The 21,097-nt window shown below is 48.9% G+C and carries 17 protein-coding genes; 15 read left to right on the top strand and 2 right to left on the bottom strand.

What is annotated here, in order from left to right; all coding sequences use genetic code 11:
* Positions 1-127 precede the first annotated feature (127 nt).
* From M0Q40_10225 to M0Q40_10205, 5 genes are all read left to right on the top strand, one after another.
* Positions 128-409, top strand: a complete 282-nt coding sequence (locus tag M0Q40_10225) for a DNA/RNA nuclease SfsA (GenBank protein ID MCK9222977.1) — start codon at positions 128-130, stop codon at positions 407-409.
* A gap of 78 nt (positions 410-487) precedes the next feature.
* Positions 488-1,489, top strand: coding sequence for a LacI family transcriptional regulator (locus tag M0Q40_10220; GenBank protein ID MCK9222976.1), 1,002 nt, complete (start codon positions 488-490; stop codon positions 1,487-1,489).
* Between the two features lie 134 nt (positions 1,490-1,623).
* The gene (locus M0Q40_10215) at positions 1,624-2,721 is read left to right on the top strand and encodes a zinc-binding dehydrogenase (GenBank protein ID MCK9222975.1); all 1,098 of its coding nucleotides are present in this window, start codon (positions 1,624-1,626) and stop codon (positions 2,719-2,721) included.
* A 19-nt stretch (positions 2,722-2,740) separates the two neighbouring features.
* A complete protein-coding gene (locus tag M0Q40_10210; protein ID MCK9222974.1) occupies positions 2,741-3,928 on the top strand; it encodes a 4Fe-4S binding protein in 1,188 nt (395 codons plus the stop codon).
* Positions 3,925-5,919: an FAD-binding protein gene (locus tag M0Q40_10205; protein MCK9222973.1), complete on the top strand. Its 1,995-nt coding sequence runs from the start codon at positions 3,925-3,927 to the stop codon at positions 5,917-5,919. Before M0Q40_10210 ends, M0Q40_10205 begins: the two co-directional genes overlap by 4 nt.
* A gap of 64 nt (positions 5,920-5,983) precedes the next feature.
* Here the strand turns inward: M0Q40_10205 and M0Q40_10200 are convergent, their stop codons facing one another.
* A complete protein-coding gene (locus M0Q40_10200; protein MCK9222972.1) occupies positions 5,984-6,238 on the bottom strand; it encodes a DUF1854 domain-containing protein in 255 nt (84 codons plus the stop codon).
* A gap of 245 nt (positions 6,239-6,483) precedes the next feature.
* Here M0Q40_10200 and M0Q40_10195 point away from each other — a divergent pair, with 245 nt between their 5' ends.
* Entirely contained in the window at positions 6,484-6,633 is a 150-nt protein-coding gene (locus M0Q40_10195; protein ID MCK9222971.1) for a hypothetical protein, read from the top strand.
* 302 nt (positions 6,634-6,935) lie between these two features.
* On the opposite strand, the gene M0Q40_10190 is transcribed toward M0Q40_10195, so the two are convergent.
* Entirely contained in the window at positions 6,936-7,127 is a 192-nt protein-coding gene (locus M0Q40_10190; protein MCK9222970.1) for a hypothetical protein, read from the bottom strand.
* 46 nt (positions 7,128-7,173) lie between these two features.
* Here M0Q40_10190 and M0Q40_10185 point away from each other — a divergent pair, with 46 nt between their 5' ends.
* Genes M0Q40_10185 through M0Q40_10145 form a run of 9 tightly spaced genes read left to right on the top strand, consistent with a single transcriptional unit; the run spans position 7,174 to position 20,902 of the window.
* Complete coding sequence (locus tag M0Q40_10185) at positions 7,174-8,658, top strand: GspE/PulE family protein (protein ID MCK9222969.1); 1,485 nt, start codon at positions 7,174-7,176, stop codon at positions 8,656-8,658.
* The gene (locus M0Q40_10180) at positions 8,658-9,908 is read left to right on the top strand and encodes a type II secretion system F family protein (GenBank protein MCK9222968.1); all 1,251 of its coding nucleotides are present in this window, start codon (positions 8,658-8,660) and stop codon (positions 9,906-9,908) included. Before M0Q40_10185 ends, M0Q40_10180 begins: the two co-directional genes overlap by 1 nt.
* A gap of 21 nt (positions 9,909-9,929) precedes the next feature.
* Complete coding sequence (gene gspG / locus M0Q40_10175; protein MCK9222967.1) at positions 9,930-10,382, top strand: type II secretion system major pseudopilin GspG; 453 nt, start codon at positions 9,930-9,932, stop codon at positions 10,380-10,382.
* Positions 10,383-10,388: 6 nt separating this feature from the next.
* The gene (locus M0Q40_10170; GenBank protein MCK9222966.1) at positions 10,389-10,730 is read left to right on the top strand and encodes a prepilin-type N-terminal cleavage/methylation domain-containing protein; all 342 of its coding nucleotides are present in this window, start codon (positions 10,389-10,391) and stop codon (positions 10,728-10,730) included.
* A complete protein-coding gene (locus M0Q40_10165; protein MCK9222965.1) occupies positions 10,711-11,307 on the top strand; it encodes a hypothetical protein in 597 nt (198 codons plus the stop codon). Before M0Q40_10170 ends, M0Q40_10165 begins: the two co-directional genes overlap by 20 nt.
* Positions 11,307-12,335, top strand: coding sequence for a general secretion pathway protein GspK (locus M0Q40_10160; protein MCK9222964.1), 1,029 nt, complete (start codon positions 11,307-11,309; stop codon positions 12,333-12,335). The genes M0Q40_10165 and M0Q40_10160 overlap by 1 nt, the downstream gene beginning before the upstream one ends.
* Complete coding sequence (locus M0Q40_10155; GenBank protein MCK9222963.1) at positions 12,322-13,728, top strand: hypothetical protein; 1,407 nt, start codon at positions 12,322-12,324, stop codon at positions 13,726-13,728. The genes M0Q40_10160 and M0Q40_10155 overlap by 14 nt, the downstream gene beginning before the upstream one ends.
* Before the next feature lies 1 nt (position 13,729).
* Entirely contained in the window at positions 13,730-14,608 is an 879-nt protein-coding gene (locus M0Q40_10150; protein ID MCK9222962.1) for a type II secretion system protein M, read from the top strand.
* Between the two features lie 30 nt (positions 14,609-14,638).
* Positions 14,639-20,902 carry a hypothetical protein gene (locus M0Q40_10145; GenBank protein MCK9222961.1) on the top strand — a complete coding sequence of 2,088 codons (6,264 nt, stop codon included), beginning with the start codon at positions 14,639-14,641 and terminating at the stop codon, positions 20,900-20,902.
* The last annotated feature ends 195 nt before the right edge of the window (positions 20,903-21,097 follow it).

Here is a 21,097-nt window from a genome sequence, read left to right as displayed (position 1 = left end):
TCAATGCGCGCGAATTGCCTGATAACTTTTTCGATAGTTCCCAATACATATGATAATGTGCCTAACGTGCATAAACACTATTTCCTTAACCTGGTTTTGCCATCTTAGTTGCGGAAGTGCTGCCTTGGTGGAACAGGGTTGTGCCATGTTTCCCGATGCTCCCACCCAACGGGGACTGAAACACCTAGAAGAGCTGATTGTGTTAGCGCAACAAGGCTACCTTTGTGTTGTGCTGTTTGTCATTCAGCGGGAGGATGCCTTATCATTTCGGGCCAATGGCACCACGGATCCCAAGTTTGCACAGGCCCTTCGCCAAGCAAAGGACGCAGGCGTGTGCACTGTGGCCTACGACTGCAGTGTGGTGCCCCCCATGGTGAGCCTGCGACAGGAGGTTCCGGTAGTTTTCTGACCTAAAAGCAGGAATTCGTACTTAGGATAGCGTAATATATTAGGGATTACGCAAACGTTTGCGTGGGGGAGTTATAGGGTGAAGAAAAACGATGTGACCATTAAAGATGTGGCTAAAAGGGCAGGTGTTGCGCCATCAACAGTCTCTAGGGTGCTTACGGGAAGTCCCGGGGTGGGGGAGAAGACCCGGTCCCATATCCGCAAGATCCTAGAGGAAATGGGGTACCGACCCAACGCGGCGGCCCGGGGTCTTGTGCAAAGCAAGAACCGGGCCATCGGGTTGGTTGTCCCTTGTGGCCTCTCCCTGTATTTCGGTAATCCCTATTTTACTGAGGTAGTAAGTGGTATCGCTGAGATGGCCGCAACCCGGGGGTATCATTTAGTGCTCTATACCCCTCCACCTCAGGGAAAGGAGGGACCCCTGATCACCGATCGCCGCACTGATGCTTTCATCGTTATGGGAACCAAGGAAGAGGACCCCCTTCTTCCCTCGCTTCAGGAATGGGGTGTGCCTTTGGTTTTGGTGAACAGGCGGGGACCACAGCTACCCGGCATGTATTATGTTGATGCAGCCAATCGGGAGGGGGGCAGACTAGCCGCAGAGTATCTAGCGTCCCGCGGCATAGAAAAGGTGGCGATTCTCAAAGGACCGGGGGATATTCCTGTTGCACAGGATAGATTTCTTGGCTTTCTTGAAGGGTGTGGGACCCATAACCTTGAGGTTTGTGCTGAGCTTGCCGGGGAATTTCTTGAGGAGCGCGCCTATGCTCTAGTCAGGGACATGATCACAAGCGAAGGACTACCCCAGGCCTTTTACGCAACCAACGATATGATGGCTATTGGTTGTATGCGGGCTTGTCGCGATATGGGAATTGAGGTCCCCCATAGGGTATCAGTAATTGGTTTCGACGACATTCGTTCAGCGGTGCTGGTAAGCCCGGCTTTGACTACGATTCGTCTGCCGACATATAAAATGGGAGCCGAGGCAGCCCAAGTGGCCATTGATCTAGCAGAGGGTTCTCCTGCTAAGGGGCTTACTGTACTGCCGGTGGAGATTGTTAAACGAGACAGTGTCAAGTAGAGGCTGGAAGGGGGTAAAACCCTAGGTTGAGCCAAGCGAAGGAACCCTGATTAAGAGTCAGGACGCGAAACAACAGTAGGCTTCGCCTGCAATGCAATTGACCAATAACGATATTCATTACGGGAGGGTGCGTTATGACAAAGACGAAAGCAATGGTGATGGAGAGATTCAACCAACCTCTAGTGCTAAGGGAAGTGGAGATTCCGGCATTGGCCGAAGGCCAGATCCTAGTCAGAATGAGCTATGCAGGTATCTGCGGTTCCGATGTTTCCATGTGGCATGGTGAAGATGCTCGAGTGCCATTACCAATGATCCTCGGGCATGAGGGTGTGGGGTATATTGAGAAACTCAGCACAGAGGCTGTTGATGTAAACGGAAAACCACTTAAGGAAGGCGATTTTATTCTTTGGAACCGGGGGGTTAGCTGTGGTAGATGCTATTACTGCCAGATTGCCCGTACCCCTGAACTATGCCAAGACCGGTGGGTATATGGGATCCACCGGGGCTTTGCGGAAAGTCCCCACCTACTTGGTTGCTATGCCCAGCACATTATGCTAGAGCCAGGTACCGATATCTTCTCTGTCGATCCGCAGGCGATCGACCCGGCGGTGCTGGTGTCTGCATCCTGTTCCGGAGCCACTGTGGCCCATGCCTTTGAACTGGGCAGACCCCAATTTGGTGATATTTTGTTGATCCAAGGAGCCGGACCTTTGGGGCTTTTTGCCGTGGCCTTTGCCAAGCAAAGCGGTGCCTCCCAAATCATCATGATTAGCGGGACCGAGTCTCGACTGCAATTGGCGGAACAGATGGGCGCAACCATGGTTTTGAATCGGCGGAAAACATCGGTGGAAGAGCGGAGACAGATTATCCTAGATGCTACCTATGGCCGTGGGGTGGATGTAGCCTTGGAGGCAGCGGGAACCATTCCCGCTTTTGTGGAAGGAATCGGGCTCGTGCGGCAAGGGGGTACCTATCTTTCCGTAGGATTTGGGGTACCAGCTGGTACTATGGAGCTGGATTGCTTTGAGGATGTCGTGAAGAAGAACCTAAGGATCCAAGGAGTATGGGTCAGCGATACCCGGCATACCCAGCATGCGTTAGCGGTACTATGCAACAACCCCGATGCCTTCCGGGGGTTCGTTAGCCACCGTATGCCCCTAGAAGAGGCTGGGTTAGCCTTGGAAATGATGGCCAACCAAGAGATGATCAAAGGTGTTCTTGAGTTTAAATAGCAACAGGAGAGTGAAACGAATGAGCAACCTACTACACACAGAATATGTGGGTTTACACCTAAAAAGCCCGGTAATCGCTGCATCGTCCAATATTACTGGGACAGTTGATGGCATGAAACGATGTGAGGATCACGGTGCCGGAGCGGTGGTGATGAAAAGCCTATTTGAACAGGAAGTCTGTCGTCAGGCTCCTACTCCCCGCTTTCATATTATCGAACATAACCTAGGCAGTTACAAGACCTGGTCCTTTTACTCCTACGAGCAAGCTAGTGTGTGGGATGTAGAGCGCTATGCGGAAGAGATCCGAAGGGCTAAAGAGTCCCTGGAGATACCAGTAATCGCTAGCATTAATTGCACCAGTCAGGAAGGCTGGGTTCGTTATGCGAAGATGTGTGAAGAGGCCGGTGCCGATGCCCTAGAACTTAATGTATCATGTCCCCATGGTTCGGTCACCTTTCGTGGGCTAAACGTCGAAGAAGAGATCGCGGCGATAGTTGACCTGGTGCGGCGGAATGTTTCGCTACCTTTAGTTGCAAAGCTGAGTCCCATGCTCACATCGCCAATGAATGTGGCCTTAGATGTGGAGAAAAACGGGGCCGATGCCGTTGTGATCTTTAACCGGATGACCGGTCTTGAGATTGATGCGGACAGGGAAGAACCGGTTTTGCATGGGGGCTATGCTGGCCATGGGGGACCCTGGGCGATCCAGTATCCCCTGCGGTGGATCAGTCAGATTTACCCTAGGGTAGAGTGTCAGATTAGTGGTAGTGGTGGTGTCGCTGAGGCCAAGGATGTAGTCAAGTATTTACTATGTGGGGCTACGGTGGTGCAAGTATGTACCGCGGTGTTCATGCAAGGGTATGAGGTCTTCGCTAGATTGAACCAAGGTCTAGAAAAGCACCTGTTAGGTAAGGGTTACCAAAATGTTGGCGAACTAAGAGGAAGAATTATTCCCAAACTGAAGGGCACAGACCAAGTAGACCGTAGGCATTGGCTTACAGCCCATATCGATCAAGACTTGTGTACCCGATGTGGTACGTGTCAGCGGGTTTGTACCTTCTTTGCAATAGATAAGTCCGATGCAGGCTATGTTGTAAACGATGATTGTGATGGATGTGGCATGTGCTATGTCCGTTGCCCAAAGACCGCTATAGTCATGGTGGATGAGAAGAAGGAAGTGGTGATGTCAAGGGGGCAAAGACGATGATCACCAAACAGCTAGACCTTGGGGATATCTCTATCCCGGTCCATCTTTGTAATACCCTTATTGTGGGAAGTGGTGCTGCCAGTCTTAACTGTGCGGTGCATCTTCATGATCTTGGAGTTCATGAGGTTATTATTGCTACCGAAAGGTTGGGCGGTGGCACATCACACAACTCCGGTTCGGATAAACAGACCTATTACAAGCTTTCCCTGTTTGGTGATGAGCCTGACTCTGCCTACGAAATGGCCCGCACCCTTTTTGCTGGCGGTTGCATGCATGGGGATATTGCGTTGGTGGAGGCTACATTATCGGCCCAGGAGTTTTATCATCTGGTGCAGATAGGTGTTCCTTTTCCCCATAATCATCTAGGGGGGTATGTAGGGTACAAAACAGATCATGACCCACGCATGCGGGCTACCTCTGCGGGGCCTTGGACCTCTCGGATGATGGTGATGAGTCTGTTGCAACAAGTAGAGCAAAGACACATTCCCATCTTAGATAAACATGAGATCATTGCCCTGTTGACTTGCAAAGAGCAAAAACGGGTGGTCGGGGCCCTTGGTATTGACAAGACCAGACTGGAAGATGATAATTACGGTTTCACCGCGTTTTGCTGCGAGAATCTGGTACTTGGTACCGGTGGCGTCGGTGGACTTTACGCCACCTCAGTATACCCCGAGGGTCATCTCGGCAGCAGTGGTATTGCGGTGGAGGTGGGTGCTCCCTTGGCAAATGTCACCGAATGGCAGTATGGACTTGCCTCCACCAAATTCCGGTGGAATGTGTCCGGGACCTACCAGCAGGTGATTCCCCGATACATCAGTACGGACCAAAGGGGCCAAGATAAGCGGCAGTTTCTAAACGAATACTTTCCCTCGTTAGGTAAACTGGCCAGTGCCATTTTTCTCAAAGGTTACCAATGGCCCTTTGATCCACGAAAAATCGCTAACTATGGTTCTTCCTTAATTGATCTTCTTGTTTATATTGAGACGGTACAGCGGGGCAGAAGGGTGTTTTTAGATTTTCGCCATAATCCCAGTGGTGGGGGGGTCCTTGAGGAATTTGCCTTTGGTAACCTGGAACCGGAGGCCTTCAATTATCTGAGTAACTCCAAGGCCCTATTCGGCCAACCCATTGATCGCTTACTGCATATGAATCCTAAGGCCGTAGACCTGTATGAGGAACATGGAATTGATTTGACCAAAGAACCCTTGGAAATTGCCGTGTGTGCCCAGCACCATAACGGAGGTTTGGCCGCAGATATCTTTTGGGAATCTGAGCTAGAGCATCTTTTTCCTATTGGTGAGGCCAATGGGAGCCATGGGGTGTATCGGCCCGGAGGCGCGGCGCTAAATTCAGGACAGGTGGGGGGATATCGGGCGGCCCAGTATATCGCTCATAGCTATGCAACTTCCTCCCTGGGGTATGACGAGTTCTGCCAAAGTGTACTTGACCAGATCCAGAGCAAGTGGGAGCTAGCAAATAGGGTGTTGGCAATAAGGAAAGCTAGTCCAAGGACTATGGAGCGTCAAAGGATGCAAGAGCGCATGAGTAAATGCGCCGCCCACATCAGGCGACGGGAGGATGTGGAGCAAGCACTAATGGATGCCAAAGGACAGTGGCAGCGGTTTAAACAAGGGGATATACGCTTAGCGGGTCGTGGGGAACTGGTAGAGTTCTTCCAGGACCGGCAACTCTGTCTGATGCACTTAGCGGTCCTGACCGGAATTGACGCCTACCTGCAAAGGGGTGGCGGTAGTCGGGGTTCCTATTTGGTACTCGCTGGAGATGGAGAGGAACTCTTGCCTCAGCTTGGGAGCTGGAGAGCCGTCGGTGAAGATCAAAGGCTGCGGGGGCAGATCCAGCAGCTAAGGTTCGACGGAGAGAGATTCCATGTGGAATGGGTACCGGTAAGGCCCATACCCCAGGATGATTTCTGGTTCGAGAATGTCTGGAATGAGTATCGGTTAGGAACGGTTTTCAATAGGCAGTAAGAGGGAGGAGCAGCAGCTCCTTCCTTTTACATATGAGTATCTAACACACAACGACTGTGTTTGTTCAGTTTGTTCTAGTCTTTGATTTCATACCGGTTTCCATCAACGTCATTGATGACCATGGGCCGTTTTGAGATCCGTCGCAGATTATACCTTTCCCGGACTTCTCCCCAATATGGTAGATCCGCTTGATCTCAGGGGCAAAGTAGAAGGTGACCAACTTCTCTGCTACGACTTGCTTTGACGATGGGTCTAGTTCCTCGTAGTCGGTAAGGATGCCAATTCCCGTCTTTGTGTCGGGTTCCTTAGAAATTACCATTGTGTGAGTTCGTCACTTAGGAGAAAAGGATAGAGATAGTCTCCTAGGCAAAGGCCTTTACAGGAAACGTATGATGGAGATGGCTACTGATTATCAATCTGGTCGCAAATCGCATCTGTAGGACTATCTAGTTACCTTGGTCAGGTGCTGAGCTAAAGAACATAAAGCTGAAGGCTGTCGATATCCGAGACGAAGCTTCCCGGGTAGGTGGGCCAGTCGGAGCGATCCTATAAGCGGATGTAAAGGTGATTAATTGCTTTGTAAGCGGGAGTGTATTAGGTGTATGGGAAGTGGTTGGCCGGAATCATGGCAGTATCGTTAGTTGCTATGCCGTAGGCAATGTAGAGGGTGGTGGTCTTGTCGGATATAATGCCGGTGAAATCTGCAATAGCTAGGCTACAAGTGTTGTAACAGAGCCGGTTTGGGTGGTTTGGTGGGGACTAATACTGGGATGCCATGTATAGTTATGCTACCTGGCATATCCGAAAGGTTATGACAAGGGGTGGGCATATTGCCTCTAAATCAGGCAACATCACGGACAGGTTTTACGATACAGACGGTACTGGAGTGCTCGATCTCGGAAAAGGAACCCCCCAAAACCACTACTGGTTAGGAAGACGACATATGTTGAATGGGATTTCGAATCTGCATGGGAAGTAGAAGACGGGAGGGATTACCTAACCTCACGGTCAGGTTACTATCGCCGCTTGAGTAAAAAGGCAATTCTATTGCGCCGGGTATTCTCATTCCGTTGTCTTAGGATCCGATTAGCCCTTCTCTTTTTTTCGCCGGGTTTTGCTAAAACCCCAGGACCAAGAATATCCGAAGGAGGAAGAAACAGGTAGTATGTCGAAGTAATACTACAATAGACTTCAATTCGTAATTTCACCAGTAGACAGCACACTTCTTTGAACGATAGTACCGGGGGTTAGTTTATGAAGAAGATTCCCTCAAAGGATCTTATCGAGCTTCTGAGTATAGAATTCCCTGTGGATACTCCTGTGAGGGTCGAATGCGCCCCATCCACTGCAACAGTCTTTGTTCGTGATCCCGGTGGTTCGAGGTTAGTGGCAGTTACGTCAAATCCACTGGATCTCTTGTCGTTTCAGAACCAGCAGATTACTCACGGTATCACCAATGATCTAATCTACATTAATAGGGATACGGTTGAGTTCCTTGATAAGGAACCTTCGGTAATGGATACCCTAGCCGACCTTTCCGAGGAAGATCTTGAAGAGCTAGGGCAATTGGCGCAGACGTCTGAAGCCATAGAGGATGTAGCTTGGAAGGCTCCCGTTGTTCGCCTAGTTGACGCCATTATATGTGAGGCCTATCGCAAAAGAGCAAGCGATATTCATCTTGAGCCCACCCAAGATGGGGTATCACTACGGTATCGGATCGATGGCATACTTTACGAGCAATTGGCACCACCCAAACAGCTTTTCTCAGCAATAGCCAGTCGGATCAAAATTCTTTCACAGATGAACATTGCTGAAAAGAGGCTACCTCAGGATGGCAAGATACGTATGAAGGTTGGACTTGCGGATCTCGACATTAGGGTGGCGACAGTACCAAGTGTCTATGGTGAAAGCTTGTCTCTTCGATTATTAGATAAATCCGCAAACTTACGCTCCCTCCAGCAGTTGGGTTTATCCGAGTATGACTTATCTAGAATGAATCAGTTGCTTCGACAGAACACCGGGATCATTTTAGTGACGGGGCCCACTGGTGGAGGAAAGACTACTTCTTTGTATGCAATCCTCACCGCTATTCAGTCACCCGAACGCAAAATCCTCACATTAGAAGATCCTATTGAATACGAAATAAGCGGAATTACGCAGATTCAAGTGCGTCCCAAAATTGGCTTGACTTTTGCTGATGGGCTGCGATCTCTGCTACGCCATGATCCCGATGTGTTGATGGTCGGGGAAATTCGTGACCGCGAAACTGCGGAAATGGCTGTTCAGGCTTCGTTAACAGGACATCTTGTCTTATCCAGTTTACATACTAATGATGCACCAGGCGCTCTGACACGCCTTTTGGATATGGGTATCGAGCCCTACTTAATTGCCTCCTCTCTCAAAGCCGTATTGGCTCAAAGACTAGTCCGCGTTCTTTGTACGAAATGCAAATCTCCTGTGCTTGAAGGTGGCGGCTCATACGAGGCGGTGGGATGCTCCTTCTGCGATGGCAAAGGTTTCTATGGTCGGACAGCTATCTATGAACTAATGATTTGTGATCGAGCGTTAAGACAAGAAATCATGGCCGGCAGTGATACTGAGCAAACTCGAAGACTAGCCATTGAAGGTGGTATGCGCACCATGATTGAAGACGGAAGAATCAAGGCATCCTGTGGAACCACGACGATGGACGAGGTGCAGCGGGTTCTGGGTAGTGGTCTTGTACAGGAGCGGATGTGATGGCACTTGTACAGTACTCCTATTCAGCGAGGAACTCTAATGGGCAGATTTCTACAGGCCATATCCTAGCTTCTAATCGTCCTGAGGCGTTGTTGATTCTCCGAAGAAGGGGACTGGAGCCGTTTCGGATATCAGTGGTTGCACCACAGGAAACCGGTACCGGAACTAGAGCGGAACACGGGGCATTGCTAGAGCGAGCATCGCCTACGGCTCAGCGAATAGATGCCCGGCAACTCAGCGTTTTGGTTCGGCAACTTGCCGAATTGCTGCAGGCTGGCATACCTGTTGATCGGAGTCTTGCCCTGTTGACCAAAGTACCACTGGATAGAAAGAGAAAGGTTTTTCTTTCTACGGCCTATGAAGAGGTCCGAAAAGGGAATCCGTTATCTACCGCGTGGGGCAACAGCTTTATGGGATTTCCGCTCTATGGTTGGAGCATGCTCCAAGCAGGGGAGGCTTCAGGAAGACTTGAGACCTCCCTATTTCGCATCGCTGATGTTCTTGAAGGCAATGCGGAACTGCACTCGTTGGTGTTAACTAGCATAGCTTATCCAGTGTTGCTTTTTGTTGTTAGTCTTTCGGTGGTAGTTGTACTACTTGTCTATGCGATCCCACAGTTTTTAGCCATTTTTACGCTGTGGGGTGAGGAGCTTCCTCACGCGACTCGAATGCTAGTTTGCCTAAGTGATCACGTGAGGACCTTTGGTCCGATGGTGATTAGTGTAGTCGTTTTGAGTGTGATCGGGGCTATGGTGTGGCGGTCCACTCCTAAGGGAGGTTACTGTTGGGATAGTCTACTATTGCGGCTACCAGTCTTGGGTACTGCAATAGGGGATGTTGCATCAGCGCGGATGTTTAAGACTATGGCTGCTATGCTCGCTGGAGGAGTACTCCTACCGCAGTCGATGCGATTAGGTGCGAAGACCAGTGGTAATGCTCGATTAACCCGGGCATTACATGATTCTGCACAGAAAGTCGAGGATGGAGCTCAGTTGGCCCAAGCGCTCCGTGGAGAGGCCATTTTTCCGGAGAGTGTGGTTGAGCTAGTGACCATGGGTGAAGAAGCGGGAGATTTGGTGCGAACTCTGGAGCAAGCAGTAAGGATGCTGGATGAGGACATCAGGCGAAGAGTCAAATACATGACAGCATTACTTGAACCGGCAATGATTCTACTGATGGCAGTGGTGGTAGGTTTTGTGGTCATCAGCATATTACTACCTGTTGTCAATATGATGGACATGCCTATATAAACGGTTTTGGAGGTGTTTTGTTTGTCTGCATCAAAGCAAGGCGTTTCTTCGGAGAATGTAGCTGGATTTACCCTGCTAGAAGTGCTGGTAGTCGTTGCTATAATCGGTGTATTAGCAGCTATTGTCGGCCCCAGTGTCGTTCAAAATGTTGGGAAGTCAAGGCAGACCACGGCGCGCAATCAGATTGTGATGTTCGCATCGGCCCTTGAAAACTATCGATTGGATATAGGACAATATCCGACTACAGAACAAGGTCTAGCCGCCTTATATGCTAAACCGACGTTGCCGCCTATCCCTTCCGGCTGGAACGGACCCTATCTTCTGAATAGACCACCAAAGGATCCCTGGGGCAATGATTATCACTATCGACGTCCCGGTGAACGCAATCCCAACAGTTATGATCTTTTCTCTTTAGGTGCCGATGGTCAGATTGGCGGTGCAGGTGAAAACCAGGATATCGGTAATTGGGAGTAGATGACTGTGAAACAGGACGGATTCACCCTAATCGATGTTTTGGCAGCAGTAGTGATCATCGGTATAGTGGGTGTATCTGTTTGGAAGGCCCAGACCGTTGCATATTTCACTTTGTCTAATGCCTTAAGCCAAGGGTGGGAAATTCTTTTATCCTCAAGCAAGATTGCCGAGATTGATGCGGGAGCGGAACGTTTACGACAAGGAGTGTTTGTGCTACCTGGATCCCTAGGTACTGTGGGATGGAGACTGGAGGAGGAAGATGGTCAACTGGTTATGGAGACGGTGTCCCAGTCCAAACAGCAGGAGAGAAGGCTACGGTGGAGAGGATTTGTTACCCCCGTATTGTAGAGGTGCGGGTGATGAAGACGGATTTACTCTGCTAGAAGCCTTAGCTGCCTCTGTCGTCTTGTTTCTAGCCCTTGGAAGCCTATACTCCTTGTATATCCATCCCCTTGATCAGCTAGAGAAAGGGCGTTCTGCTGTTATGGCCCAGCAGAAAGTTAGCATGGCCTATGGATATTTGAGTTCGGACCTTTGTGCGGCTTTACTCCCGACCCTTTTACACCAGGTTTGCTTTGTGGGTGATCCGCAAGGACTTAGTTTCTATACTTTACAGAACGGTTTGCCGGTAGAAGTTCGGTATATCATCGATAGTACTGTAGGGTCTTCTGTTGGAAAGATACTAAAGCGGTTGGAGAGGAAACTAGATTCGAATGAATGGAGCGGGATGACAGTCTTATCAGTGTTCGATGGGCATTTTCAATATTATGATGGACTACGGGGTGCTTGGACCTGGAGTTGGAATGACCCTCTAGAGCTACCAAGTCTGGTTCGCTTGGAGTATCGGCTACAGCAAGATAGAGAACCGATCGTGTTCACATTTCCTTTATATTGTGGACGAAGGTACTCTGGGGCGAAGGAATGATGTCTATTCTAAGGGAAGAAAACGGCTATGCGACGGTACATGTCCTTGGAGTGACTCTGGTTATTGCCGCAGTAATCGGCGCATATGGACTATGGGTTCGTTTTGAGGCTCATTCTGCTTTGAGACTTAAGATAACAGAGGAGGCACGTCTAAATGCGAGAGCAGGCCTCAATCGAGCATTAATGCTTTTGTTAAGTGATCATACGGAGGACTTCGATTGGCTCGGAGAGGACTGGGGCAAAGGTCTATGCGCGGGCGAAGGTACAGTTGTCATTCTGGATGAGGGAAGTAAGCTCGGGCTTAACTGGATGAATTTACCGATGTGGAGTGCGCTTTGTGGTAGTCATTCGCAATCGGTACAGAGACTTCAACAGGAACGGAATGAGCGGGGTGGACTTATTAGTTCTGTTTTGGAGGCAAAGTACCTATACCCCGAGTTGGCCCTAGATGAAGCACTTGTCACGGTTTACTCGTGTTTCAACTTAAATAGTGTTGATGAAGGGGTTTTGCGGGCGTTGTGGCGAGCTGCTGGAGCTCTTCCACTAGAGGCAGAAGTCATTGCAAAGTCGCTCAGAGACCGTCGAGCGGACAGACCTCTGGATATAAAGGAGCTTGAGAGTATTACGCATATGAGCACTGAGCTTATGCAGCGAGTATTCCCATGGATAGTTTTCGAAGGACCGATTAATGTAAATACGGCTTCTTCTCCGGTACTTAAGGTTCTGTTTGAAGCGAACGGACTTACGGATGCTCTATACAGAAGGCTGATAGAGGCAAGGAAGGGGACACCCTTTCGCAATTTAGAAGAAGTGGAGAGGGTCTTAGGTATACGATTACTTGACGAACAGGCTCGCCCGATTGGCATTGGGAAGTGGTTGACTGTTCGATCCACTTTTTTCCGTATTAGTAGTAGCTATGGTAACCCGCCTGTTATCATTGATGCGGTTGTTAGACGCACTTGGAACGGGCAAACAAGTTGCTGGGAGATACAGACAGTTTCCTGGATGGAACAGGGTGATCGCGATTAGACGCCGGCGTATTCTGTACATGCAAGTTCAGGGCTCGTGGATTGTGGCTTTCCAACCACCCCAGCGCTCAACCATCATCAGATGCGATGATGCTCTTTCCCTGCCTAGCGCACAGGAGGTACGGGAACGCTTAGCGGAGGCAAGGATTGATGCGGTTAGTTGTGTTCTTATCACTCCCCGGGATCAGTGGGTACTGGACATTAATCGTCAATCTTTTGTCAGCAGAAGGGAAATGCGGTTAGGGATCAGCCTGATTAGAGAATCGCTCCTAGAGGGAATCCAAGAGCCTGCTTATGTGGCCCAAGCGTTGGCTAGAGTAGCCGATTCGCATGAGCTACGCGTTTATACAGCTGCTATTAGACAAGCATGCGTCGAAGAGTACCTAAAGTGGTTAGAAAAATGTGGTTTAGAATTGATGGAGATGCGGGTTTCCTCCTTTGAGACAACACGTAGCAACTTATCTAGGGGTACTGAGATTATGTTGGCGGGATATCCCGACGGGTCTTGGGAAGTGAGTTGGGTAGTTGGTGGTGCGCTGGAAACCACATATGTAAGTGGTGGTTCCAACCCGGCGGAACTATGTAAGACTCTAGTTTTGATGTCCTTACGCCACCTAATCCCGGAGAACGTGGAATTATGGCAGGAACTTCCGGATAGTCTTTACGTGGAAGCGGCATTGAAAGTAACCTTGACTAGTAGTGGATACTTAGCGCCGGAGTTTCTGAAAGGATGTACTAGTTGGCGCGATGCCATGACTTCCTTAGGAGTAGACTTAACGATTGAGGAGAAGAAGGTGCCCGAGATCATTCTTGGCAAGGGAGAAATTCGATGGCCTAGATTTGCTCTGCAAGGTGCATATAAGCGTTCCAGGTCGTGTCCGATGCTGGTTGTCGGATTGAACAAGGAACAAAAACACTGGGCAGATAGGCTTTTGCTATTAGCTACTGGGCTATTAATCGTGCTTACGGTTGGGCTAGCCGGGCTTAGTGAGTGGATGGGAAGAAGGTACGCCGTGCTTCTTCAAGAACTAAATGTCTTAGATGCAAGCTATGACGAAGTGTTGGACGAACGTCTTAGGCTAGATGAACTTGAGGATACATTAGAGTATGGATGGACCGTTTTGGACCGTGAAGCTATCCTTGAGGTTTTGAGCTATCTCGATGGTATACTACCCAGCGATTCGAAGGTGGAACAGCTCTTCATCGAAGGAGATGCGATCGAACTGACTATTGCTGCAGAGTCGGCCATAGAGTCTATTTCCGCTCTGCAAAGTGCCAAACGGTTTGAAAACGTAACACTACGCACATCAATCACCGCGCAAGAGAGAGTGGATGGATATATTGAGAGGGTTGGAATCAGCCTACAGGTCACGCCAGATTTGAGGGATCTCTAAGATGAAGATACTCCAGGGGCGGGATCAAAAAAAGATGCTCCTATTATTCTTAGTATGCATTATTCTGGCCAAGACGGTCTGGATGCCACTTTACCGGCAAATAGACGCACTAACTGAACAGATGAAGCAGACCGAGCATATCCTAGTGACTCGTTCTAGCGGATTGAGTAACTTAATTGGTAGCTTTGATGAAAGGGATCAAGTATTGAACTTGGAGTGGTCCAAGTTCCAGAACGTGGTCTATAGGGTTTCATCTACCATGACTGGAGGTACCGCGCTTCTTAAGAACATTCAAAGCATAGCGCTTACGACGGGAACTCAGGTTCTATCTGCGAGCCTACTACTAGATGAGCGCAATGGGGATCTGGTTAATATTGCTGTGGAGATCAAGGCTACGGGTGAGATAGATGAGCTCTTTGATTTTCTAAGCACAATTACGCTGATACGGCCTGTTCACGTTATTGACCGGTTACGCCTAGACAATCATGGGCAAGTCCACATGGAAGTTGTCTTAAGAAGTCTGCTGCTTATTTCGGGAGATGCACACATGGACGTGAATGACTATCAGATAGATACTCATTCACGTGGAGAAAGGGCTAGATTTGCGATGTTTGGCTCAGCGCCTTTGGAATCACATGTTGCCATCTTGCCTACATCCACCGAGGACGGGTGTCAAGAATACGAATCCTCCTGGCAAATTGCCGGTATGGTTTATGGCGTTCAAGGTGCCACCGCTGTTTTGCGCCATAAAGGCTCTGGTCGCCAGGAGGTTGTTCAAGTCGGAGATTTCCTTGAGGATGAGCAAGTTGTGACAATCGGGACTGGGCACGTTGTTTTGGAAAAAAGCACCGCGGTTGCAAGACTGGAGATTACCCGGTAGAAAGACCTCAATTCCTTTGGAGGTACAAAGATGAAGCCCAAAAGAAGAATCCACCCCAAAAGCTGGTACCAGTTAACCATGTGTTTGCTTACGATTGCTATTTGTACAGGCGGCATCATAGCTGGTAGTACTTTTATAAACCTAGATTTTAGAGAGACAGATATTCGAGAGGTACTACGGGCAGTATCCCTCCAGACGGGTAAGAACATCATCGCAGACCCAGAGATAACCGGGCTTGTTACTGTTCATCTTTCCGAGGTTCCCTTTGAGGAAGGACTGGATTACTTGCTATCCTCCTATGGGTGGTTCATGGAAAAAAGAGGAGATATCTACCGAGTCAGGCGGGGCTTGGATGATCACCGATTACGGATTGAATGTGATGCAGGATTATTGGATATCTCTGTTTGGGGAGTCCCCCTAAGGGAGGTCCTGCTCGCCATGGCTGATGTGTGTGGAGTAAGCTTGGTCCCACATTTAGACGAAGATGAGACCATCTATGTGCGTCTAAACGGCCATGGTTTTGAGGAATCTTTGGATTATCTGATGCGGGGACATCAGCTTATGTGGCGCCAAGAAAATGGAGTTTACCTGGTTGAGACGGATTATTCTAGTTCAGATGAAGTCACTGAGCCTAGGGTAGAGGCCCCAGTTTTGGGAGAAAGCTCCCTGTGGGTATCTATCGCGGATGGAGCTGTTTGGATGCGGGCTTTCGAAACGCCAGTGGCAGATCTGTTGCAGATACTAGGGGAAGCAGCGGAAGCAAATCTGGTGGTTGACTCACAGATATCAGCAAAGGCGAGAGTAGTTTTCCACGGAGTGGAGATCGCATCCGCGATTGAGCAACTTGTTTCGGCATATGAGCTGACTGTAACAGAAAAGGACACTGTGTTACATATTAGGCCGAACACCAAGTCTTCCGGAACAAGTGCCATAGAAGGAGTTTACTTCCAAGATGACCTGCTGACGGTAGATGTTAGAAACGTCTCGTTGACGGAGCTGGTGGGCGCAATTGCCCGTGAGCTTGGCGTTACGGTCTATGTCGAGGGTGGAACTGATGCTGTGGTCACCTTATATGTTAAGGACGTACCGGCTTGGGAAGCCTTTGAGGTTATAGCGGACCTAACTGGCTTTAAGCTACAAAGGACCAACAATAGCTATGTGCTTACTGATCCAGGCCTGGCTCAGAATAGTCCCCTACATTTGGTGATCAATGAATTTGGATCAGTTAACCTTTATGCCGATGACGTATCAGTAAAGCAGGTACTTAGTGAGCTCGCCTATCAGTCAGACCTTAATCTAGTTATATCTTCCCAGGTAGATAGTAGCATAAGCATGATGTTACGTAATGTACAAGTTAATGATGCCCTACAGACAATAGTAGATGCTGCAGGTCTGCAAATAGTGGAAGCGGCCCAACATCTGCAGATCATTCCCAAGGAACCATTGTCGAAAGATATACCGTCTGGGCCAAACCCCGACGTCAGTCAGTCTTGCGTCGAAATTGACTCAGCAGGGTTACTTACGCTTAGCGCAGAGGATGTCTCTGTACGACGAGTTCTAAGTGAACTAGCGATCAAGTGTAGCCGAAATTTGATTATATCTTCTGATGTCCAAGAAGAGGTGAGCCTTGTTCTAAATAGTGTAACCTGGGATGCTGCTCTTGAAAACGTACTGAGTTTGGTCGACCTGGATGCTATAGAGATAGATGGTATGCTACGGGTTACCCCGCGCAAAGAAATATCTTTGCCCACAGGAATTGAGTCATTTGAGGTAGACGATGGCATTGTTTGGCTCAATGCCGTCGATGTTCCCGTTGTCGAACTGCTACAGGTTCTTGGCGAAACCGCTGAAATTGATTTTATAGTTGAGCCTGGTATCACGGTTAGTACCCGCGCCATGCTCCATGGGGTACCGGCAACTGCGGCCTTCGAACAGATCGCAACTGGCCATGGTTTAGTCGTCGAAAGAGACGGATCGATGCTACGCGTAAAGGCTCCTTCAAAGCTACAGACTGATGATCCCGAAGTCACGCTGATCGACGGGTTACTTACGGTGGATGTGGTGCAGATGCCACTGTCAGAACTGGTGCATAAAATCGGACGTAGCGCAGGTATCTTCGTATATATCGAGGGCGGAAGCGATACTCTCATCACTACATACGTGCACAACGTAACGGTTGAGGAAGCCTTTGTACTCCTATCTAGGTTGACGGGTTTCACCCTCCAGCAAAGGGATATCGGGTACGTCCTTACGGCGCCAGGGCTGCATGATGCTTCTTTGGAACTAAGTACTGATGCATCTGGTCTGGTCAGTGTTCATGCAGAAGACGTATCGGTTCGCCAAGTGCTAAGCAAATTAGCCCTTGAGTATGGGCAAAACATAGTGCTATCTTCTAAGGTAGAGGGAACAGCGTCTTTGGTCCTAGATCATGTTACTTGGGAAGAAGCGTTTCAGGCCATACTAGACACAGCCAACTTAGACATCGTTGAGGAAGATGGGGTTTTGCGGATCACCCCACAAAGGAAAGAACCAAGCGCCTTACCGTTGGGAATCGAATTCCTCCAGGTCGAGGAAGGACTAGTCTGGCTTCGTGCCTATGACGCTTCCCTTGCTGATGTGCTCCAAGTGATCGGTGAAGCCGCTGATCTTAGTTTTGCTATTGATACGGAGATATCGGCTAAAGCGAGAGTCATTCTAAACGGAGTAGGTGCATCTACTGCCTTTAAACAGCTGGTACAAACCCATGATCTCATATTACAGGAAGAAGATCAGATTGTTTGGGTAAGACCAGCTGCGTCCCCAAAGATGAACGAGTCCGTATCTAGGGTCAGTTTTACTGAAGAACATTTTACAGTGGATGCATTAGATCAATCACTGTCTACATTGGTACGGCAGATGGCCCAAGCGGCCGGAGTCTCCGTCTATATCAAGGGTGGTACCGAATTTCCGGTTACCCTATGTATGTATGAGGTACCGATAAGAGATGCTTTCCAAGCAGTTGCCCGACTTGCGGGATTTGATCTGGAGCAATCGGGAAGTAGCTATGTGTTTACTCCGCATACTCCCGCCAACGAGGACTCCATGGATATAAGTGTTAATTCATCGGGACTGATTAGCATTAGAGCTGAGAACGCAAGTGTGCGCAAAGTGATCAGTGAGCTAGCGTTGCAGTCTGGCCGCAATATCGCCGTGTCCGTTACGGTACAAGGCGAAGTTGATCTAGTTGTCCATGACATGGATGTTAATGAAGCCCTGTTAACAGTTGTGCAAGTTGCTGGCCTACAGATGGACGAGTCTATGGGTATATTGCAGATTACCGCTAAAGCAGACTCGGTTGACCACCTGACAGAGACAAGCGATGAAGATGCTCTGAGTTGGGATCAGGACCTCCCTTTACAGATGAGACGGCTTGCCTCTGGACTAGTCAGTGTGAAGGCGGTAGATGTATCGGTCCGGCAGGTACTTACTGAAGTTGCTCTGCAATTAGGTTGTAGTCTGGTTCTTGCTCCTGAAGTCGAGGGTGATGTCAACATTGTGTTATATGAAGTCGAGCAAGAAGAAGTTCTTCAAGCGGTTCTTACAGTTGCCGATTTGGTAAGTGAGGAAGTTTCCGGGATTGTGCGAGTCCTACCGAAGGTAGATCTACCAAAGAAGGAATTGCCGGCGGAGATTAGCTTGCTGCGTGTAGAAGATGGCATGCTTACTACCCATCTACGGGAAGTCTCTTTGGATCAGTTCCTAGATGAATTGTTGCAGCGCTTTCCTGAAGAGAAGTGTTTAATGGGCCTAGTGATCGATAGAAATGTCAATGATATTAAGATCTCCGGTGCTGTAGCCGGACTGAAATTCCAGACAGCGTTAGAGAGCTTGATTCGTCCCTATGATTTGCAGTTGGTAGAGATTGATGACGGTTATCGTATTGAGCGTAGGCCTAGTCCTAAGTCCTTCTCGATTTCCTACCAGGATGACTTGCTAGATGTCACCGCGCATGGTGCACCCCTTAAGGATGTGTTAACGGCGATCGGCAAAGAGACAGGGGTTACATTTATCATGCCCCAAGTGTTTCCCTACCAAGTGAGCGTCGCATTGGAACAGCTTTCCCCGCAGCTTGCGGTAGAGATTTTGTTGGAACCCCACGGATATCTACTCGAGCAATTGGGCCAGGAGAGTTCCGGTTCATGGTCTGGAATTCTTCGAATCAGTCAGCCCAGTCCGATTAAGGTAACGTATCTGGACGATGTGTTATTCGTGGATGCGCAGGAGGTAGCCCTAAATGAAGTCATTCGTGAGATCAGTCTAGCTACGGGGGCTAATATTTTAATCGAGCCGGGTGGCTATCCCAAAGTAACTCTTAAATTAGGCGAACTGCCCTTAGATGAAATGCTGCGGGTTATTGTTACATCCTGTGGGGGCACTGTTCTTGACCTGCAGAATCATTATATTGTACAAATGACACCGCCGCAGTTACCTGCATCTCCCATAACACCGGTGCTGTCGAAGGGGATTAATTGTCTAGAAATAGATGAGGACGGTATTGAAGTGGCCTTTCAGGGTGTGCCTTTGGGTGAATTGCTAGCGGACATATATCATGCCGGTGGCCCACGGTTAGTGCCGGATAGAGGCATCCAAGATGAGCGGTTAACAGGACACATCGCAGGTGATGTACCGTTTTCGGCGGTGTGCTCATTCTTGTATGACCAAGGCTATACGGTATTTCCTCTACCGGATAGGTTTCTAGTGCGCGGCAAGACCTCTGGACCATTAGTTCACTGGGAGAAAGACCAGTTCTATCTAGATATTCCCGGCGGTGACTTAGTACCCCTCATTCGGGAGATGGCAAGCAAAGCAGGCCAATCGGTGGTGATTTATCCTGCCGTGCGCGGCAACGTAAGTAATCTGCGGCTAAGTGGCGTAACCTTTCAAGAAGGCTTGGGATATCTGCTAAAAGGTACTACCTTCTCCTTGTTGGAGGCGGACGGGATTTATTTTATCGGCGAAGGGGTGATTCCTCGGTCTGATTCCCCGGGGTTTACCCAGTCGAAGGTGATCTCTCTAAAGCATATTTTGCCCAGTAACCTCATTTCCCTTGTGCCACCTTCAATACCTAGCCAAAATATCAAGGTTATGCCAGGCCAGTCCGCTGTTGTGGTATTTGGTAATCCTGAGGTAATCGAGTCTATTCAGGAGTTTGTTCTCACCGTGGATCAACCTCCGGATACCCAGATGACGATTGTACCCATCCGGTTTGCTGATCCGCAGGAAGTGACCAACGCAATTGCCCAACGTTTTACTAGTGATCTTTTCCACTACATAGACTCACAAAAATCTGTTCTGCTAACAGGTTCACCGGAGGTCAACAAGCGAATTGAAGGGTTGATCAAGCTAATCGATACACCTGCTGCAGCTGTTCGTACCGAGGTAATACCGCTATGGCATATTAACGCGGACGATGCCAAACGGTATCTGAATCATAGCATTGATAGTTCGCGGATCCTAGTCATCGCTGAACAGAATTCCCTAGTCGTAACCGGTACCGAGGATTATATCAGTAGTGTATGCAACTACCTGAAGCAGATTGATATTAGGAATCCACAGATCGTCTTTGATGTGATGATTGTGGAGATTAATGATAGAACCAATACGCAACTTGGTTTTACCGGACAAAGCGAAGATGGCATCCTTCAGTTTGACCTATTGGCAAAGTCCCCCTTAACATTGTCATTAGGTTCAGCTTGGTCTGCAAGTTCCAGGATTACCTTGCTGCTAAGTACGCTAATCCAAGAGGGTAAGGCCAAGCTTCTTGCTAATCCAACGCTTACTACTCTCAATGGTAAGGAAGCCAGTTTTAATGTCTTAACAACTACCCGTTATTGGTCTCCAGAAACTAGTACAGATCAGGATGGAGAAGTAATCAATACGGTTCCTGTTTTTCGTTCGATCGAGACCGGAATTCGGCTGCGATTAAGGCCGTGGGTGTCTGCCTCTGGAGAAATAACAATCGAATTGAATCCCGAGATTAGTGATTCGGCGGGGACTAGTTCCAGTTCTGGACTGCCATCTACTAACGATCGTTCTGTGAGCACAACGGTAAGAGTTAAAGACGGTGAGACTATTGTGATCGGGGGGCTGATTCAGCAAAGTAAGCAGCATGAGGTTTCTGCAGTGCCTGTTTTAGGCCAGCTCCCGATTATAGGAAGGCTTTTCCGCAGCGAGACGGTAGGGGAGATCGAAACGGAGTTTGTGATTGCGATCACGTCTCATTTGGTGGACTTCGAGATGCAGTCAGCACCATGAAAGGACAAGAAGGTGAAAGATCAGGTGAAAAAGCACAGCAACAAGCACAAAGAAACCCAAAGCAACTTTGATCTGAATAACAAGCCATAAACAGGGAGGTAGAGGAATTTGAAAAAAGGCCTATTTCGTTGGTTGCTGCTGGTAGTTCTGTTCACATCAACTCTGATTGTGTCGGTAACAGATTACTGTACATGT

It is taken from the genome of Limnochordia bacterium, from assembly GCA_023230925.1.
In the GTDB taxonomy this organism is placed as follows: Bacteria; Bacillota; Limnochordia; order DUMW01; family DUMW01; genus JALNWK01.
This window is presented reverse-complemented; position numbering and strand designations above follow the sequence as displayed.

Coding starts and splice junctions, on each gene's coding strand:
- M0Q40_10215 (MCK9222975.1), top strand. CDS start 1,624: ATGACAAAGACGAAAGCAATGGTGATGGAGAGATTCAACCAACCTCTA.
- M0Q40_10210 (MCK9222974.1), top strand. CDS start 2,741: ATGAGCAACCTACTACACACAGAATATGTGGGTTTACACCTAAAAAGC.
- M0Q40_10205 (MCK9222973.1), top strand. CDS start 3,925: ATGATCACCAAACAGCTAGACCTTGGGGATATCTCTATCCCGGTCCAT.
- M0Q40_10200 (MCK9222972.1), bottom strand. CDS start 6,238: ATGGTAATTTCTAAGGAACCCGACACAAAGACGGGAATTGGCATCCTT.
- M0Q40_10185 (MCK9222969.1), top strand. CDS start 7,174: ATGAAGAAGATTCCCTCAAAGGATCTTATCGAGCTTCTGAGTATAGAA.
- M0Q40_10180 (MCK9222968.1), top strand. CDS start 8,658: ATGGCACTTGTACAGTACTCCTATTCAGCGAGGAACTCTAATGGGCAG.
- M0Q40_10160 (MCK9222964.1), top strand. CDS start 11,307: ATGTCTATTCTAAGGGAAGAAAACGGCTATGCGACGGTACATGTCCTT.
- M0Q40_10150 (MCK9222962.1), top strand. CDS start 13,730: ATGAAGATACTCCAGGGGCGGGATCAAAAAAAGATGCTCCTATTATTC.
- M0Q40_10145 (MCK9222961.1), top strand. CDS start 14,639: ATGAAGCCCAAAAGAAGAATCCACCCCAAAAGCTGGTACCAGTTAACC.